This window comes from Bacillus cereus group sp. MYBK195-1, assembly GCF_051916605.1.
Lineage (GTDB): Bacteria > Bacillota > Bacilli > Bacillales > Bacillaceae_G > Bacillus_A > Bacillus_A cereus.
This window is the reverse complement of the sequence record NZ_JBQAGZ010000011.1, coordinates 65,380-82,864: the sequence shown is the minus strand read 5'-3', so window position 1 is coordinate 82,864 and position 17,485 is coordinate 65,380. Positions and strand designations below refer to the sequence as shown.

Here is a 17,485-nt window from a genome sequence, read left to right as displayed (position 1 = left end):
AGCGTTCATCCTGAGCCAGGATCAAACTCTCCAATAAAGTTAGTTTGTCTAGCATCTAAAATAAAAATTGACGTTTCACGTTGTTTGTTTCGTTCAGTTTTCAAAGAACTAAAAGCGGGTGAAGAGAATCGAACTCTCGACCAGAGCTTGGAAGGCTCTTGTTTTACCACTAAACTACACCCGCGTGGTCGGGAAGACAGGATTTGAACCTGCGACCCCCTGGTCCCAAACCAGGTGCTCTACCAAGCTGAGCCACTTCCCGTAATTGGCGCGCCCGAGAGGAGTCGAACCCCTAACCTCTTGATCCGTAGTCAAACGCTCTATCCAATTGAGCTACGGGCGCTTATTCATGATGTTTTTTCGTCGTTGTAATTTGGCGACTCAATTATCTTATCATACTACATTTTCAAATGCAAGTACTTTTTTTAAGATTTTTTTGATGCGGCCGAGAGGACTTGAACCTCCACGGGGTTTCCCCCACTAGGCCCTCAACCTAGCGCGTCTGCCGTTCCGCCACGACCGCGCGGAAAAAACAAAAGTGAGCCATGAAGGACTCGAACCTTCGACCCTCTGATTAAAAGTCAGATGCTCTACCAACTGAGCTAATGGCTCGTAAATGGCTGGGCTAGCTGGATTCGAACCAGCGCATGACGGAGTCAAAGTCCGTTGCCTTACCGCTTGGCTATAGCCCATCGAAATAATTATCTTCTTTTCAAAGACAAATGTTATTTTACCATAATGTCCAATAAAAAACAACTGCTATATAGCAGAAATTAAAATGGCGGTCCCGACCGGGGTCGAACCGGCGATCTCCTGCGTGACAGGCAGGCATGTTAACCACTACACCACGGGACCATTTGGTTGCGGGGACAGGATTTGAACCTGCGACCTTCGGGTTATGAGCCCGACGAGCTACCGTGCTGCTCCACCCCGCGACAATACTATTCATATAAAATTATATGGTGGAGGATGACGGGATCGAACCGCCGACCCCCTGCTTGTAAGGCAGGTGCTCTCCCAGCTGAGCTAATCCTCCAAAAGTGGTGACCCGTACGGGATTCGAACCCGTGTTACCGCCGTGAAAGGGCGGTGTCTTAACCACTTGACCAACGGGCCAATATGTATGGCAGAGAAGAAGGGATTCGAACCCTCGCACCGCGTTAGCGATCTACTCCCTTAGCAGGGGAGCCCCTTGAGCCACTTGGGTACTTCTCTGTATGGCTCCGCAGGTAGGACTCGAACCTACGACCGATCGGTTAACAGCCGATAGCTCTACCACTGAGCTACTGCGGAATAATGAAGACAATTTGTATCTTATAAAAATTCTCTCTGTAAGTCAAGAAGTTTTTAACAACATCTTGTTCAAACGTGACATGTTTATAATATACTGGATTGCGTTTTTACTGTCAAGATGTTTTCGATATCGGTTTGAGTTTCCCTTTACACTTTCCACAGACATATCTTTTTGTATTTATTTGACGCCTTCTTACATATTGAAGTGAACACTCCATACATTCATACTCATAAATCTTTTTTTCCTTCTCTTCATTAATCATTTGTTTACAAAAACGTGGTGCATCAACTTTCTTTAACAACTCACGAAAATCCCTGTCCCTGTGCTTATACCCTCTTCCTGCAATATGTAAGTGATAATGACAAAGCTCATGTTTAATAATCCCGACTAACTCTTCTTCACCATACACTTCGTAATATCGATAATTCAGTTCGATATTATGACTCTTCAATAAATAACGCCCACCAGTTGTACGTAATCTATTATTAAACACTGCTTTATGTAAGAACGGCATCTCAAAGTATTGTAGTGACACTTCTTCCACTAGTCGCTGAATTTCTTGCTCATCCACTCTCATTCCTCCTAAACAAAAAAATATTTTTACACTTTTCTCCCTTCTTATACATATATTAAATAGTACATATACCCATCCTCATGTAAGAAGCGTGGTTTCTAAAAACAAAACATGAATAGAAATCCACTCACCAACCTCTCATCAATAGCATTTTAGATTTTTGAGAGCAGGATTAAACAAGGAGGGATTCCTATGCCTACGTGGCTAAAAAAACAAATGCAACGTGCATATTTCGAAAAAAACCGGTATCAAATTAAATTATTAAATGAATGCTGGTTTTATTATAGCAAAATACATCAAAGCTCATAATCCATTACACTTTTTATTCCATAAAAAAAGAGCAGTTTCATCTGCTCTCTTCTCTTACTATTCAATCGGCAACATAGATAGTGCAACGCGTCCTTTTTTTGTATCAATATCATCTACCCATACTTTTACAATTTGCCCTACTGATACAACATCTAACGGATGCTTTACAAACTGTTTGCTAAGTTTAGAAATATGTACTAAACCATCTTGCTTTACGCCAACATCAACAAAAGCACCAAAATCAACAACGTTACGAACTGTTCCTTCTAGTTCCATACCACGTTTTAAATCTTCTAATTTCAAAATCCCTTTTTTCAGAAGTGGTTTAGGCAACTCATCCCTCATATCTCTTTCTGGACTAATAAGCGCATCTATAATATCAACTAACGTCGGCTCCCCAACTCCTGTTTCTTGAGATAACTTAGAAATCTCTACTTCTTCCAATCTCTTTTGTAATTGCGGTTGTCCTACGTCATCTATCGATAACCCTAGACTCTTCAATAACAATTCAACATTTTTATATTGCTCTGGATGAATACCTGTTCGATCTAATGGATTCGCTCCTTCTAGTATACGTAAGAAACCTATACATTGTTCATACGTCTTTGCACCTAAACGCGGGATTTTCTTTAATTCCGTGCGCTTCGTGAATTTCCCATCTTCTTCTCTCTTTGCCACAATATTTTTCGCAACAGTTTTCGATAAACCTGAAACATATTGTAACAATGCAACCGAAGCCGTATTTACATTAACCCCAACTTGGTTAACAGCTGTTTCTACTACAAATGTTAATGACTCATTCAGTCTCTTTTGAGATACATCATGTTGGTATTGTCCAACCCCAACTGATTTAGGATCAATTTTCACAAGTTCAGCAAGTGGATCTTGCAGACGTCTTCCAATAGAAACGGCACTTCTCTCTTCAACTTGTAAATTTGGGAATTCCTCACGAGCTAAATCAGAAGCTGAATATACACTAGCACCCGCTTCATTTACAATAATATAAAAGACATCTCGGTTCACACTTTGTAATACATCTACTATAAACTCTTCTGTTTCTCTAGATGCTGTTCCATTACCAATTGCAATCATTTCAACTTGATATTTATCTATAATAGAAAGAACTTTCGTTTTTGCATCATCATATTTACGAACAGGTGGATGCGGATAAATAACATCGATATGTAGTACTTTCCCCGTATCATCTACTACAGACAATTTACAACCAGTTCTATATGCCGGATCTACCGCTAGCACGACTTTCCCTTTCATCGGAGGTTGTAATAATAAGTTACGTAAGTTCTCAGAGAAAATATGTATCGCTTGTTCTTCAGCTGTTTCTGTTAATTCTTTACGAATTTCTCTTTCGATTGAAGATTGAATTAATCGTTTATAACCATCTTCAATCGCTAATTGTACATAATGTGCACTTTTCGAATCGTTATCACGAATTACTTTCTTATTTAAAAAAGTTACTATCTCATCTACTGGCGGAACAACAGCAACTCTCAATATATCTTCTTTCTCGCCACGATTCATTGCTAATACACGATGTGGCACTACTTTTTGCAATGGTTCTTCATAACTGTAATACATTTCATATATATTCTTTTCATCTTTTTCTTCATCTTTCACAGACGAAGACATAACACCTTTTCTAAAAGTAACATTTCGAATCCAACTACGATACGCAGCTTCATCTGAAACCATTTCTGCAATAATGTCTTGTGCACCTTGTAAAGCTTCTTCTGCAGATTGCACTTCTTTCTCTACATTAATAAATTCCACTGCCTTTTTAGCCGGATCTTCTTTCTTATATAACAATAACCATTCAGCTAATGGTTCTAATCCTTTTTCTTTAGCAATTGTCGCTTTCGTTCTTCTTTTCTCTTTATATGGACGATATAGATCTTCTACTTCTTGCAACTTTGTAGCTTTAACAATTTGCTGTCGTAGCTCTTCTGTCAGTTTCCCCTTCTCATCAATAAGACGAAGAACTTCTTCCTTCCTATCTTCAAGTTGCATCATATATTGCCATCTCTCTAAAATCGTACGAATCTGCACCTCATCTAAAGAGCCTGTCCATTCTTTTCGGTAACGAGCAATAAATGGAACTGTGTTACCTTCTTCTGTTAATTGAATAACATGACGAACTTGCTTTTCGGTAAAGCCTAATTCTTTCACTAACATTTTCATTAACGCTTGTCGATTATCTACCATTTCCATATACAACCGTAACCTCCTCTATAATAAAAAAAGTTGCCCTTCAAAGAGAGCAACTTAAACTGCCGATTTAAAAATCTATTAGTCCTAAACTAATTTGTAACGCTTCATCTACACGACTCATCATCACTTCATCCAAATGAGTGATTTTGTCCGTTAAGCGTTGCTTATCGATTGTTCGAATCTGCTCAAGTAAAATAACAGAATCTCTCTCAAAACCATACTTTTTCGCATCAATTTCCACATGAGTGGGTAATTTCGCTTTTTGAATCTGTGCAGTAATAGCCGCTACAATCACCGTTGGACTAAAACGATTTCCGATGTCATTTTGAATGACAAGAACCGGACGAACGCCTCCTTGCTCAGAACCAACAACTGGGGAAAGGTCTGCAAAATACACGTCGCCGCGTTTTACAATCAAAATATTACCCCCCGCTAACTAAGCGTTCTACTGTATGAGCTGCTTCATACTCTGCTAAGAAAGCTTCAGATGCAATACCAAGATTAATTTTTCCCATTTCAATGTACCCACGTCGCATTGATTCATGTTGGTAGCGTTTCTTCGTCTTATGTTGACGCAATAACAATTGTGTTGCCTGGCAAATTAGTTCATGGCGATTCTTATTCTCTTGTTTTCCAATTCCGTCCAATTCCGTTACCATTTGCTTTGGCAACCGAACCACGATTTCAGTAGTTACACTTGATTCGGACACAAAAATACACCTCCACCGTCAACTACACACCCAAATATATATATGACACCTATTGTAATAATACCATTGTATGGAGCCTGTTGCAAAGACTTCCTTATTCCTTGCTTATGTTTTCCAATTCACAAACAAAACATTCATCTTCTTAAATTTTTTATCTCATAACTAACTAAAAACAATAGAACTCCTCTTCAAAACTTACGTGCAACTTATATAAAAAATGATTATAAGTAAAAAGCTTCTCATCAAAAAGAGCTTATTATCCAGCAATGAACAGTCACTCCAATGACAAGAAGCAATCATACTACCTTCTATATATTGTTCAAGTAATTAATTATCTCTACAACCTTACCATTCCGTATAAATATTCTTGGCACACGGAAACTGATCGTTGCAATAATTTCATAATTAATAGTCCCTGAGTATTCCGCAACCTCTGTAGCGCTAATATACTCATCTCCTTGCCTTCCAATAAGCGTAACTTTCGTACCAAGTGGCACTTCACAAGGAAGATGAATCATGAACTGATCCATTGTTACTCGCCCTACAATCGGTACCCTTTTACCATTTATAAGCACTTCAAATCCTTGTAACCTTCTAAGCCACCCATCTGCATAGCCAATCGCTACAGTCGCAATCCATTCTTCCGTTTTCGTTCGATAGGTGACGTTATAACTAATTCCATCACCTTTAATTACCTGTTTAATATGAGCAACTTTCGTATGAAGTGATAGCGCCGGTTCTAATTCAAATGGTAAAAAAGGACGTATTTCTACAGAAGGAGATAATCCATACATTGCAATCCCAATTCGCACTGCATTAAATGTAATCCCTTGAAAACGTAACGTCGCAGCACTATTAGCTGTATGAACAAACTTAGGATCCACTCCGAATTCTTTCAACCAACTTAACTGCTCCAAGAACGTGTTATATTGCTTATCAAAATACGAAGTCTCAACCTCATCTGCCGTTGCAAAATGCGTGTATACTCCTTCTAACTCTAAAAACGGTGCACCCTCTAAACTCTTTAAAAATTCTTTTAGCTCTTTTCTTTCACGTATTCCAATTCTCCCCATACCACTATCAAAGTTAATATGGAATTTCATTACAGATGAACCATCCCAAAGTTTAATTGCTTCTTCCACCCATTCTTTTTGAAAAACAGTTAGCGCTACATCATTTTCAGCAGCTACATTTACATCACGCGGCGGCGAGGGACCTAACACTAAAATCGGTTCAGTAATACCAGCCCTCCGAAGCACTAAAGCTTCATCTAAAAAAGCAACAGCTAACCTCGTTGCACCTGCTTCTAATGCCGTTTTAGCCACCGGTACATAATCGTGCCCATATGCGTTTGCTTTAACTACAGCAAAAATCTCTACATTACTTGAGATGAACTCTTTAATATGTGTAACGTTGTTATAAATGGCATCTAAATCCACTTCCACCCAAGTGTCACGGTAAAATGGTGCTTCTTCCATAAATACACTTCCTTATACACGATATGCGAAGCTTATTCTTTTATATGCTTCTTTTATGAAATCCACCTTCAAACTAAGAAAAGACGTGGTGCACATATATCACCACGTCTAAGAAGTTTACTTCACCTGCTTCGCTGTAACTGAACGAGCAACCATTAACAGCTCCTTCGGCTCTAAACCTTTAGACACGAGCATATATTCTACTCCGTTATGCGACCACGTTACAGAGTCTTTCGTCAATGCACCAATCGTAAACCCAAGATCAACTGGTTCTCCACTTACACTTACCGCTGATGATGCCTCTGCAACTTTTGCCTTTTCTTGTATTAAAGTAAAGGATTTCTTATTTCCAGTGTATGTGAGTATCGCACGCTTGCCACTGTCTGTCTTCAACTCTTTTTCATCTTTCAGAGTCATACCTTGTGGTGTATCAAGTGGATACAAAATAGCAAACGGTTTGTCTTCTTTCGCTGTTGTTTGAACATCTACCTGTGCTCTAGACATATTTTGTTTCGTATCAAATGCACCTTTATCAAATTTCGCATCGAATTTCACTTTAGAGAAATCTACTTTCACAAGAACATTTTGATCATTATCCATTAACTTCACTGAAACTGGAGTCAAGTCGCTCTTATTCAATGTAATCTCTTGTCTCGGCAACATATTTTGATGTTGATAGTTTGTTTTTGTTTTAAAAATATAATACTTATCTGTTTTCTCAAAAGTAAGGTTTTTCTTGTCCTGCAAAATATCTCTTACAAGTGATTCATATAAATAAGCCTGGCTACTATTTTGCGGCCAATCACTTTGAAAACGGAAGCTCTTATTAAGTGCTGGCGTTAATACAAATACACCTTCTTCATTTCTCAAAATAATTTGGCTCTGATCTTTTTTTGCATTTTTTAAATTCACACGATAAAAAGACGGTTCCTTATGCCAAATCTCTACGTTATACTCTTGAGGCTCATTGCCTGTTTTAATAGATAATTTTGCCTCAGCTTGATAACTTTTCATCCCTTTTACTTTTGATTCTAAATCTCTCACGACATCATCTTGCTTCTTTTCCATACAACCCGCCAACACAAAAACGGTCAACAAACCGACAAGAACTAAAAACAGACGCCTTTTCATCAATTCAGCCCCTTTGCCCCTATAAATGAATGGAAGATGTACCTTCCTTATCGCTACCTCAAATATATGAGACAAAGATATAAAATATGCAGACTAGCGTGACGAGCTTTCTAAAACAACTTGAGCAACAGCAAATTCCTTACTATGACTAATTGATAAATGAACAATATACTCTGTACTTGTAATCAGAATTGGCTTACCTCTTTCATCATTTTTCACTTCAATATCTAAAAAACTCACTTCTTTTCCGATACCAGTACCTACAGCTTTTGAATACGCCTCTTTCGCTGCAAACCTTCCAGCTACAAACTCTGTAAGGCGACTTCCTTTCAGCTCCATAGCAACATTACGTTCATTTTCCGTTAAAATACGTTCCATAAATTTAAGCTTTCCATCTAGCATTTTTTCAATACGATTTAATTCAATAATATCGATACCAATCCCTATAATCATTTCGAAATCCCCTTCTTCTATTTAACTTTCTTCTTTCATATTTATAAGAATAACAGAGAATCTTTCTGATGCAAAAGGGGGGAAAGTAACCGTATGCTAATAAGATCCACTCATATTTCTTTACAACCGACTATTCTTACCTTACTTCTTATTCATTTAGTCATGATGATATTAGGCGACTTTTTTCTCTTACCACTGGCAGCCTCTAATGAATATATCGCTAAAGGAGAATGGTGGCGTGTCATAACTTCTCTTCTCGTACACGTAGACTTACAACATTTTCTTTCTAATAGTATTTTTTTGTTTGCTCTTGGTTCCTCTATCGAAAAGCAACTCGGACACTTTTCTTTTTTTATTCTATTTTTTCTCTCTGGAATTTCCGGAAATATTTCTTCTTATATTATTATGCCGCTTGAATATATTCACGCAGGTGCATCAGGTGGTATTTTCGGACTATTAGGTGCACAGTTATTTTTATTGTACAATCGATACCGCTCTTCAAAACCAAAAGAAATTGCCATTTTCTCAATTATGATTCTTCTATTACTGCTATTTACTTTCTTTAACCCTTCTGCCAATCCGATCAGTCATTTAACAGGTTTAATAACCGGTGGCATTTTAACCCCTTTTTTAACCCAAAAAAACGATGGTGCAAAGCTTATTTAATATAAAAGCTTGCACCATCGATAATTTCTACATCTACTTGTTCACTTAAATCTCTCATTAATTGAAATAAAGACTCATCCTTCATCTTCGCCTCAATCATACAATCAATTTGCGGAACACTTCCCTTTATCCTTCTTAAAAAAGATAAAAATGCGTCTACATTAATATAATCTGCATGGGCTCTTGGATCTTTCCCCTCTCTAGGGCTAGAGATATGCATTTTAACCGGCAACAAAGACGTTTCCCACGTATGAACGACACGTGCCCAATCTTCATACCAATCTTCTTGCTCATTATTCATCATATGGTGATGCAAGTCAAATACGACGGGAATATCTAATTTTTCTCCTAAATATAATGTTTCCTCTAACGTAAAGGTTGTATCATCATTTTCTAATATAATCATTTCTTGAATACTCCTTGGGACATTCGACCAATTCTCTATAAAGCGCTCTAATGCAAGTTCTTTATCTTTATATCCTCCTCCAACATGCAGTATACATCGTTGCTTATGTTCAATCCCCATGCCTTTTAATAATTTTTTGTGCATCTGCAATGTTTTTACAGATTGTTTAAAAACACTCTCCTCAGGTGAATTTAGTACAACAAAATGATCTGGATGGAAATCAATTCTCATATTCATATGAACTGCATATTCACCTAGTTTTTTTAAATTTTCTTTTAAAGGACGAATATAGTTCCACTCTAGCAATTCCTCATGATTCGCTAAAGGAATGAGCTTTGAACTGAGCCGAAAGAAAGATATGTCATGCCCTTTATTATGCTTTAATAAACGTAAACAATTTTCTAAATTGGAATTAGCAATTCTTTCAAGTTTACGAATTGCAGCAGCACGATCATCTAATTTCTGAAACTGTGCATACGTCATCGTTTGAGATGGAGATGCATTCTTCAAATGTACACTCATCGCAACGTAACCAAGCCTTACAAGCATATAACAGCCCCTTTTCTATCATAACTATTATGTAGTATGCACAATTATAGAAATAAAAAAAGAGAATGCCCGCAAAGGGCATTCTCTTTTTTTTATTAAGCTTGTGGACGGCTATGATGTTTTCTTTCGCCGCGTCCATTTGAAGAACCAGGGCGACCTTGGCCTTCACCTCTACGACCACGACTACCACCATCACGATTACGATCGCGGTTACCATCACGATTGCGATCACGGTTTCCATCACGGTTACGGTCACGATTACGTCCATCGCCACCGCCGCGTCCATCACGACTACGATTACGGTTACCATCACGGTATCCGCCTCCGTTACCGCCGCGTTTTTTAGAACCGCCACCTCTTGCAACAACTGGTGGTTCTGATGTTAAAGCGATTGGAGTTGTATCCGGCTCTTTTGTCATCATTTTTAAAGCAGCAGCTACTACTGTTACAGAGTCGTTCTCTTCTAACATTTCTTCTGCAATACGCTTGTAGTATGATAAATTTTCATTTTGAATTGTGCTTTGAAGTTTTTCAGCGATTAAACGTTGTTGACCTTCTAATGCTTCGTCAAGTGTCGGTGCTTCCATACGATCAACTTTACGTTTTGTTGTGCGCTCGATATTTTTTAATTGCCCTGATTCACGTGGTGTTACAAATAACATTGCAATACCTTTTTTACCTGCACGGCCAGTACGACCGATACGGTGAACGTATGATTCTGGATCTTGTGGGATATCGAAGTTATATACGTGTGTTACACCTGAAATATCAAGACCACGTGCAGCAACATCTGTTGCAACAAGAACTTCAATAGCACCTTCTTTAAATTTACGTAATACAGACATACGTTTCGCTTGTGTTAAGTCACCGTGAATACCTTCTGCTGCATAACCACGTAAGTTTAACGCTTCTGATAATTCATCAACACGACGTTTTGTACGACCGAATACGATTGCAAGCTCTGGAGATTGAATATCTAGCAAGCGTGTTAACACGTCAAACTTTTTCTTTTCTTGCACTTCTAAATAGAACTGCTGAATGTTTGGCATTGTTACTTCTTTTGCTTTTACTTTAATGTGTTGAGGCTCAGTCATGAAACGCTCAGCAATACGACGGATTGGATCTGGCATTGTCGCTGAGAATAGTAATGTTTGATGTGTTTCTGGCACATCTGTTAAAATTGCTTCAATATCTTCAATGAAGCCCATGTTTAACATTTCATCCGCTTCGTCAAGAACAACAGTCTCTACATTTTGTAAGCGAAGTGTTTTACGGTTAATATGATCTAAAATACGACCCGGCGTACCAACAATAATGTGTGGGTGTTTTTTTAGAGCACGAATTTGGCGGTTAATATCTTGACCACCATAGATTGGTAAAATACGAACGCGTTTATGTTTACCAATTTTGTATAGCTCTTCTCCAACTTGAATTGCTAATTCACGCGTTGGTGCGATAACAATACCTTGAACTGCTTCTTTATTTGTATCCACTTTATCTAATAGTGGTAATCCGAATGCTGCTGTTTTCCCTGTACCTGTTTGCGCTTGCCCAATAATATCTTTACCTTGCAATGCATGTGGAATTGTTTCAGCTTGAATCGGCGTAGCCTCTTCAAAGCCCATACTTTCAACAGATTGCAGTAAAGATTCACTTAATCCTAATTCTCGAAATGTTGTCAATGTTACTTCTCCTTTTCTATCCTATACTTATCATTTAAAAAAAGGCGTTTTCCGAATTTGCGGAAAAGCCCTTTTCCTGAATGCTCACGTATATAAACGGGCGTATATTCTTCGCGAAAATACTTCTAAACGTTATTACACTTTATCAATTATAAGTTTTGTATGTGTAAAAAGCAAACCCAACTGTTACCTTATTTTCATATTCAGAGTTTTTTTCTTCACTTTTATTTTTTTATATTTACTGTAAGCGCTTATTATAAGTTTCTTCTATTTTCGTAACTATCATCCCTATTTATATACACCAATTATTTCAACATCGTAATTACTTCTTCTAACTTCATACCGCGAGATGCTTTTATTAATACAACATCTTTCACATCGACTACTACTTGTAAATCTTTTACTAACTCTTCTTTATTATCATACGCCTTTACACGTTCATTAGGGAAATTAATTTTCGCTCCTTCAGCAATTTGAGCCCCTAATCTACCGTATGTGAATACATGCGAGATTTTTGCTGGATCGATTAATTTTCCTACCTCATAATGGAACTGCACTTCTTGATCTCCAAGTTCTAACATATCACCAAGCACAACGATTTTTTTAGCAAAACCATCTAAACCATTCATTAAATGGAACGCTGCTTCCATAGCCGTCGGACTTGCATTATAAGCATCGTTGATAATTGTTAAACCACTATTTGTTTTCACAATTTCCATACGCATGCCCGTCATTTGAAGTGTTACTAAACCTTCTTTCATCTCTTCCCACGTTACACCAAAATGTTTCGCAATTGCCATTGAAGCAAGTGTATTATACACATTATGTTTTCCTAACACCGGTAAGTAGAATGAAATATTTTCATCTCTATTCATTTTGAAATGTGTCCCAGTTGCTTGTAATGTTACAGTCGTTGGATAATAATCGTTTGCTCTTGCATCACCAAACGTAACCGTTTCTGCTGCTAAATTCATTTCAGGAACACGATTCGTTAATAAAGGCTCATCTCCGTTATATACGAACACGCCACCTTCTTGTAACCCTGTAACAATTTCTAATTTCGCTTCAGCAATTGCCTCACGAGATCCTAAATCCATTAAATGTGCCTCACCAATATTCGTAATGATAGCTGCATTAGGACGAGCTAACTTAGATAAGAATTCAATTTCGCCTCGGCTTGACATACCCATCTCTAATACTGCTACTTCTGTATTTTCTTCTAAGTTTAAAATGGTAAGAGGTAATCCGATATGGTTATTGAAGTTCCCTTCTGTTTTTTGCACTTTGAATTTAGTCGCAAGAAGACTTGTTACAATATCTTTCGTAGATGTTTTACCGTTACTACCCGTTACACCTACAACTTTAACATCCAATTGATCGCGATAATTTTTCGCTAACATTTGCAATGCCGATAGCGTGTCTTCCACAAAAATAACCGGAAGATTCTCAGGTGGATTCGCTACATCTTTCATCCATAATGTAGCCACAGCTCCATTTTCAACAGCTTTATCTACAAAAGCATGTCCATCGAAGCGCTCCCCTTGAATCGGAACATACAAGTTTCCTTTTTCAATTTTTCTCGTATCAATAGACACGCCTTGAATAGTAATTCCCTCATATTGCTCTTCTAATCCAGTACCATTTACCATCTGTTCCACTTGCTTTAACATTCGCTTTATCATATAGAAACGCTCCTTACATAGAGGAAGCACTATTCCTATGAATAGTGCTTCCTCCTTTTTGTTAGATTGTATATTTAATTTTTTGTTTTTCTTCGTGACGTTCAATCGCTAAACCAATTAGCTCTTCAATTAATTCTGGATACGGTAACCCAGTATGTTGCCATAATAGAGGGAACATACTGAACGGTGTAAATCCTGGCATTGTGTTTACTTCGTTAATATACACTTCTCCATCTTTCGTTAAGAAGAAATCAGCTCGCGTTAAACCTGCACCGTCTAATGATTGGAATGCAATAATCGCATCACGCTTAATTACATTAGATTCTTCTTCTGTCATTTCAGCTGGAATAATTAGCGCCGTATCACCATCGATATATTTCGACTTATAATCATAGAAGTCCTTTTTCGGAACGATTTCACCTACAACTGAACATTTCGGCTCATCATTACCTAGTACCCCAACTTCTACTTCACGACCTACAATATTTTCTTCTACAATAATTTTGCGATCAAATTGGAATGCCTCTACAAATGCATCCTCAAGTTCTTCACGATTTTTACACTTATTAATACCAACACTTGAACCAAGGTTTGCTGGTTTTACGAAGCAAGGATATCCTAACTTATCTTCTACTTTAGAATAAGCTTCCTCACGGTTTTTTTCCCATGCACTACGAATAAAGGATGCATATTTTGCTTGTTTTAAACCAGCCTCTGCAAAGATGTTTTTCATAACAACTTTATCCATACCAGCAGATGATGCTAGAACACCATTTCCTACATAAGGGATATTCATTAATTCTAATAGTCCTTGAACCGTTCCATCTTCACCGTTTGGTCCATGTAGTAATGGGAAAATAACGTCAATAGCGTTCTCCTCAGAAGCTGCAGATGGGATAATTTCTGTACTTAATGATAACGGAGAAATCGCATTTTCTGCACCGCTCATTTTTAAAGCTTCAACATCTGTTACTTCACCTTCAATACGCTCACCGCGTACCCATTGACCTTGTTCTGTAATATAAATTGGATGAATCTCGAATTTATCTTGATTTAACGCTTTAATAGCAGCAAGAGCCGTCTGTAGCGAAACTTGATGCTCAGCTGATTTTCCACCATATAATAAACCTAATTTAATTTTCGTCAATGAAATCACCCTAACCAATTGTTTTCATTTTTCTATTTTAGCACTTTTTATAAAAATAGGTAGTTCCTATTTGAAATAAAATGTAACTTCCATAAATAATTAAATAACATCACTTATTGGTTTTTCATTTCATTTTCTATATAGCTACACAAAATAAAATGGCAATCTAATCTAGTTATGTACCTAAAATATGTAGAAATCCCCTTTTTTGTGTATGTCACCTATTCACTAAGACGATTGTTTGGTCAGTGTGTCTTTTTGCCTTTGCTCCACAAGGCGATCTAAAGAAACATATACAATACCTGCAACTACACATCCTACAGCTAAAATTGTAAATAGAAAGTGACCAAGTAATCGATCTAATAAAAAACCTCCCAAAAGTGGACCAAATGCGCTTCCTGTAATCCACTGCAAACTTGCAGCTCCCATGTAAGTCCCTCTCAAATGCTCAGGGGCCAAATTTGCTACAAATGTCATCTGTACAGGCGACATAATCATCTCACCTAACGTATATATAGCATAAACGAACAGTAGTGTTATTAAAATAATTGTAGCATTTGTATTAAATTCTCCAAACCACTTCGGTAACCACCCTATAAAAAATAATCCAATCCCGAATAAACATGCACCGTATAACATCGTCTTCCCGACTGGTTTATCCGTAGCCCATTTTGAAATTTGAAACTGGAATAAAACAACTAATAGTCCGTTTAACGCCATTAAATATGGATATGGATTATTCGTTCCAAAAATACGCTTCATTTCATTATCAAAATGTAGTGGCAACATGCCTTCGGTTTGAGAAAACCCCATCGAAATGATAATACCTGCTAATAAGTAAATCATTAATGCCTTATCTTGCATTACAATTTTCCAAACTGCCCCAGATTCCTTTTCTTTATGTTCTTCCTTATCTGTCCTCTTTGGCATCGTCTCTTGAATAAGAAGTAATACAAGTAACGCATAAAATAGCATTGTAGAAGAGGCAATAATAAACACAAGGTTCTTTGACAACACAACTACTGATGCTCCCATTATCGGACCAATGGCAGCACCTATATTGTGTCCCATTCGTAATAAACCATATGCCTCTGTTCTTTTTTCTGGTGCCGTTACATCTGCGACCATAGCTGATGCAGCTGGATGAAATAAAGAATTACTCAACCCTAAAAAAATAGATAAAATCGCATATGGAATAAATCCTTCTATAAATAGAAAACCGAGCATTAATAATGCATTACTTGCCATAGAGAATATCATAATAGGCTTTCTTCCATATATGTCAGCAATTCTCCCTCCTATAAGTGATCCAAAGCTTGCAGCAATTGGAGAAAGCGCCATAATAACCCCAACTTCCAACAACGAATCTACCTTATCTTTTAAATATAATGCAAAAAAAGGCATTAACATCATCATTGCAATTCCATTTAACGTCTCTCCAATAAATCGAATCCATACGTTACGGTCCATCTCCCTTAACTCACGCCACGTATTTTTCATCATTTCACCCCTTTAGTTAGCCAACAATTATCTTATAATAAGTTCAGAAAAATGTAAATTTTCAAATAAAAAATCCATTCTAATTCTGTTAGAATGGATTTTTCCGCTTATAAATTTGCAACATCTTCTTCTTTTTTACTATTATTTAAAGCACTATGTTTTCGGCTATATAAGAAGTAAACCGCTATACCAATAACCATCCATATCCCAAAACTAATCCACGCTGTCCCCGATAATTGAAGCATTAAGTATAAACAGAAAATCACTGTTAATGCTGGTAAAAATGGTACAAGCGGAGCCTTAAATGCCCTTGGTAAGTCTGGATGAGTTCTTCTCATTACGATTACCGCAACAGCTACGAGTGCAAATGCTGACAATGTCCCCATATTTACAAGATGTGCTAAAACATTTAAATCTATTAATCCTGAAATCAGTGCCGCAATAATCCCCGTTGTCCATGTATTTAAAAATGGCGTTTTAAATTTCGGATGAACTTTAGCAAGACGCTTCGGCAGTAAACCATCTCGGCTCATCGCATAAGAAACCCGAACTTGCCCATACATCATAACTAGCATTACTGTTGTAATTCCTGTAATTGCTCCTACTGAAATTACCCCCGCTAAACCATCTTGTCCAATAAATTGAAGTGCAAAAGCAACTGGATCTGATATATTTAGCTGGCCGTATGGAACAATCCCTGTCAAAATAAGCGAAACAACAATATAAAGAACTGTACAAATTAATAACGATGCAATAATACCAATTGGTAAATCACGTTGCGGACGTTTCACTTCTTCTGCCGCTGTTGAAACTGCATCAAATCCTATGAATGCGAAGAATACTGTAGCCGCTCCAGCCATTACACCATCTAAACCAAATGGCATAAAAGGCGTCCAGTTTTCAGGTTTCACATAATTAAAACCAGCAAAAATAAAAATAAGAACAACTGCTATTTTAATAAATACCATAATGTTATTTACTCGTGCACTTTCACGAACACCCCTAGATAAAAGAACTGTCATCACTAAAATAATTAGAACTGCAGGTAAATCAATTATTCCACCCTTTCCTGTACCAGGAGCCGAGGAGAGAATAGTCGGAATGTGAATTCCAAACCCCTTTAATAAAGATTGAAAATATGCAGACCAACCGTTCGCTACAGCAGATGTAGCAAGTAAATATTCCAGCATTAAGTCCCAGCCAATTAAAAATGCGAACACTTCCCCCATCGTCGCGTATGTATACGTATACACACTGCCCGAGACAGGAACTGAAGAAGCAAATTCAGCATAACAAAATGCAGCAAAGGCACAAGCTAGAGCGGCAATCGCAAATGATAATATAATAGCTGGCCCAGAATGTTTCGCTGCCACAACACCCGTTAGAACAAAAATACCAGTTCCAACAATTGCTCCGATTCCAAGCATAGTTAAATCTAGCGCGCCCAATGTTCTTGCTAACGTTTTTTGCTTACTTTCTTGCATTAACTTTGCAATTGGCTTCTTTTGAAAAATTTGCTTCATCTTTCACTCCTCCAAGTTTTAAATTTTCTGAAAATTTTTAATTCGCTTTTTCATTTTACTCATTACGCTTTTCCTAGTCAATACTTTTGTCGAAACAAGTAGAAATTCTTCTAAATATGCACGATCCTTATTATTCTTTCTATATATCTTTCCAT

At 37.4% G+C, this 17,485-nt stretch carries 15 protein-coding genes and 12 tRNA genes; 2 read left to right on the top strand and 25 right to left on the bottom strand.

Translation table 11 applies throughout. The features are described 5' to 3' along the window. Positions 1-113 precede the first annotated feature (113 nt). From ACTFRY_RS27760 to ACTFRY_RS27700, 13 genes are all read right to left on the bottom strand, one after another. A tRNA-Gly gene (locus tag ACTFRY_RS27760) sits at positions 114-184 on the bottom strand. A 1-nt stretch (position 185) separates the two neighbouring features. Next, positions 186-262: transfer RNA gene (locus ACTFRY_RS27755), tRNA-Pro, on the bottom strand. 4 nt (positions 263-266) lie between these two features. Continuing rightward, positions 267-343, bottom strand: a tRNA-Arg gene (locus ACTFRY_RS27750). Between the two features lie 97 nt (positions 344-440). Then, positions 441-523, bottom strand: a tRNA-Leu gene (locus ACTFRY_RS27745). A 16-nt stretch (positions 524-539) separates the two neighbouring features. Then, positions 540-612: transfer RNA gene (locus ACTFRY_RS27740), tRNA-Lys, on the bottom strand. A gap of 5 nt (positions 613-617) precedes the next feature. Further along, a tRNA-Gln gene (locus ACTFRY_RS27735) sits at positions 618-692 on the bottom strand. A gap of 87 nt (positions 693-779) precedes the next feature. After that, positions 780-855: transfer RNA gene (locus ACTFRY_RS27730), tRNA-Asp, on the bottom strand. A gap of 3 nt (positions 856-858) precedes the next feature. After that, positions 859-935, bottom strand: a tRNA-Met gene (locus ACTFRY_RS27725). A 25-nt stretch (positions 936-960) separates the two neighbouring features. After that, positions 961-1,036, bottom strand: a tRNA-Val gene (locus ACTFRY_RS27720). A gap of 5 nt (positions 1,037-1,041) precedes the next feature. Beyond that, positions 1,042-1,116: transfer RNA gene (locus ACTFRY_RS27715), tRNA-Glu, on the bottom strand. A gap of 8 nt (positions 1,117-1,124) precedes the next feature. Then, positions 1,125-1,215: transfer RNA gene (locus ACTFRY_RS27710), tRNA-Ser, on the bottom strand. 3 nt (positions 1,216-1,218) lie between these two features. Then, positions 1,219-1,293: transfer RNA gene (locus ACTFRY_RS27705), tRNA-Asn, on the bottom strand. A gap of 113 nt (positions 1,294-1,406) precedes the next feature. Further along, on the bottom strand, positions 1,407-1,865 hold the full coding sequence (locus ACTFRY_RS27700; RefSeq protein ID WP_098617296.1) for a SprT family protein: 459 nt from the start codon (positions 1,863-1,865) through the stop codon (positions 1,407-1,409). A gap of 195 nt (positions 1,866-2,060) precedes the next feature. Between ACTFRY_RS27700 and cmpA the strand changes: the two genes are divergently transcribed. Further along, positions 2,061-2,177 (top strand): cortex morphogenetic protein CmpA, encoded by a 117-nt coding sequence (gene cmpA / locus ACTFRY_RS27695; RefSeq protein WP_001143642.1) that lies wholly within the window; start codon positions 2,061-2,063, stop codon positions 2,175-2,177. 57 nt (positions 2,178-2,234) lie between these two features. Here cmpA and ACTFRY_RS27690 read toward each other — a convergent pair whose 3' ends face one another. The 6 genes from ACTFRY_RS27690 to acpS form a co-directional block, all read right to left on the bottom strand. Continuing rightward, a complete protein-coding gene (locus tag ACTFRY_RS27690; protein ID WP_000426236.1) occupies positions 2,235-4,403 on the bottom strand; it encodes a Tex family protein in 2,169 nt (722 codons plus the stop codon). A 67-nt stretch (positions 4,404-4,470) separates the two neighbouring features. Further along, positions 4,471-4,821: a type II toxin-antitoxin system endoribonuclease NdoA gene (ndoA, locus tag ACTFRY_RS27685; protein WP_000635965.1), complete on the bottom strand. Its 351-nt coding sequence runs from the start codon at positions 4,819-4,821 to the stop codon at positions 4,471-4,473. A gap of 4 nt (positions 4,822-4,825) precedes the next feature. Next, a complete protein-coding gene (locus ACTFRY_RS27680; protein WP_000004570.1) occupies positions 4,826-5,113 on the bottom strand; it encodes an antitoxin EndoAI in 288 nt (95 codons plus the stop codon). Between the two features lie 308 nt (positions 5,114-5,421). Next, positions 5,422-6,591, bottom strand: coding sequence for an alanine racemase (alr, locus tag ACTFRY_RS27675; protein ID WP_098617297.1), 1,170 nt, complete (start codon positions 6,589-6,591; stop codon positions 5,422-5,424). 117 nt (positions 6,592-6,708) lie between these two features. Beyond that, the gene (locus ACTFRY_RS27670) at positions 6,709-7,659 is read right to left on the bottom strand and encodes a LolA family protein (protein ID WP_002060618.1); all 951 of its coding nucleotides are present in this window, start codon (positions 7,657-7,659) and stop codon (positions 6,709-6,711) included. 156 nt (positions 7,660-7,815) lie between these two features. Then, entirely contained in the window at positions 7,816-8,175 is a 360-nt protein-coding gene (gene acpS / locus ACTFRY_RS27665; RefSeq protein ID WP_000583417.1) for a holo-ACP synthase, read from the bottom strand. 93 nt (positions 8,176-8,268) lie between these two features. Between acpS and ACTFRY_RS27660 the strand changes: the two genes are divergently transcribed. Next, a complete protein-coding gene (locus ACTFRY_RS27660; protein WP_000908524.1) occupies positions 8,269-8,841 on the top strand; it encodes a rhomboid family intramembrane serine protease in 573 nt (190 codons plus the stop codon). On the opposite strand, the gene uvsE is transcribed toward ACTFRY_RS27660, so the two are convergent. From uvsE to ACTFRY_RS27630, 6 genes are all read right to left on the bottom strand, one after another. After that, positions 8,834-9,796 (bottom strand): UV DNA damage repair endonuclease UvsE, encoded by a 963-nt coding sequence (gene uvsE / locus ACTFRY_RS27655; RefSeq protein WP_061664843.1) that lies wholly within the window; start codon positions 9,794-9,796, stop codon positions 8,834-8,836. The genes ACTFRY_RS27660 and uvsE overlap by 8 nt on opposite strands. Before the next feature lie 95 nt (positions 9,797-9,891). Beyond that, entirely contained in the window at positions 9,892-11,478 is a 1,587-nt protein-coding gene (locus tag ACTFRY_RS27650) for a DEAD/DEAH box helicase (RefSeq protein WP_000206600.1), read from the bottom strand. Between the two features lie 305 nt (positions 11,479-11,783). Beyond that, a complete protein-coding gene (murF, locus tag ACTFRY_RS27645; protein ID WP_098617298.1) occupies positions 11,784-13,160 on the bottom strand; it encodes a UDP-N-acetylmuramoyl-tripeptide--D-alanyl-D-alanine ligase in 1,377 nt (458 codons plus the stop codon). A 61-nt stretch (positions 13,161-13,221) separates the two neighbouring features. Then, positions 13,222-14,307, bottom strand: a complete 1,086-nt coding sequence (locus ACTFRY_RS27640; RefSeq protein WP_098617299.1) for a D-alanine--D-alanine ligase — start codon at positions 14,305-14,307, stop codon at positions 13,222-13,224. Between the two features lie 228 nt (positions 14,308-14,535). After that, a complete protein-coding gene (locus ACTFRY_RS27635; protein ID WP_000799719.1) occupies positions 14,536-15,807 on the bottom strand; it encodes an MDR family MFS transporter in 1,272 nt (423 codons plus the stop codon). Between the two features lie 107 nt (positions 15,808-15,914). Further along, positions 15,915-17,330, bottom strand: coding sequence for an amino acid permease (locus ACTFRY_RS27630; protein WP_000809361.1), 1,416 nt, complete (start codon positions 17,328-17,330; stop codon positions 15,915-15,917). Positions 17,331-17,485: the final 155 nt, after the last annotated feature.

Bases quoted from the DNA above. Each gene is read 5' to 3' on its own strand.
- alr (WP_098617297.1), bottom strand. From the start codon at position 6,591: ATGGAAGAAGCACCATTTTACCGTGACACTTGGGTGGAAGTGGATTTA.
- ACTFRY_RS27660 (WP_000908524.1), top strand. From the start codon at position 8,269: ATGCTAATAAGATCCACTCATATTTCTTTACAACCGACTATTCTTACC.
- uvsE (WP_061664843.1), bottom strand. From the start codon at position 9,796: ATGCTTGTAAGGCTTGGTTACGTTGCGATGAGTGTACATTTGAAGAAT.
- cmpA (WP_001143642.1), top strand. From the start codon at position 2,061: ATGCCTACGTGGCTAAAAAAACAAATGCAACGTGCATATTTCGAAAAA.
- ACTFRY_RS27670 (WP_002060618.1), bottom strand. From the start codon at position 7,659: ATGGAAAAGAAGCAAGATGATGTCGTGAGAGATTTAGAATCAAAAGTA.
- murF (WP_098617298.1), bottom strand. From the start codon at position 13,160: ATGATAAAGCGAATGTTAAAGCAAGTGGAACAGATGGTAAATGGTACT.
- ACTFRY_RS27690 (WP_000426236.1), bottom strand. From the start codon at position 4,403: ATGGAAATGGTAGATAATCGACAAGCGTTAATGAAAATGTTAGTGAAA.
- acpS (WP_000583417.1), bottom strand. From the start codon at position 8,175: ATGATTATAGGGATTGGTATCGATATTATTGAATTAAATCGTATTGAA.
- ACTFRY_RS27635 (WP_000799719.1), bottom strand. From the start codon at position 15,807: ATGAAAAATACGTGGCGTGAGTTAAGGGAGATGGACCGTAACGTATGG.
- ACTFRY_RS27630 (WP_000809361.1), bottom strand. From the start codon at position 17,330: ATGAAGCAAATTTTTCAAAAGAAGCCAATTGCAAAGTTAATGCAAGAA.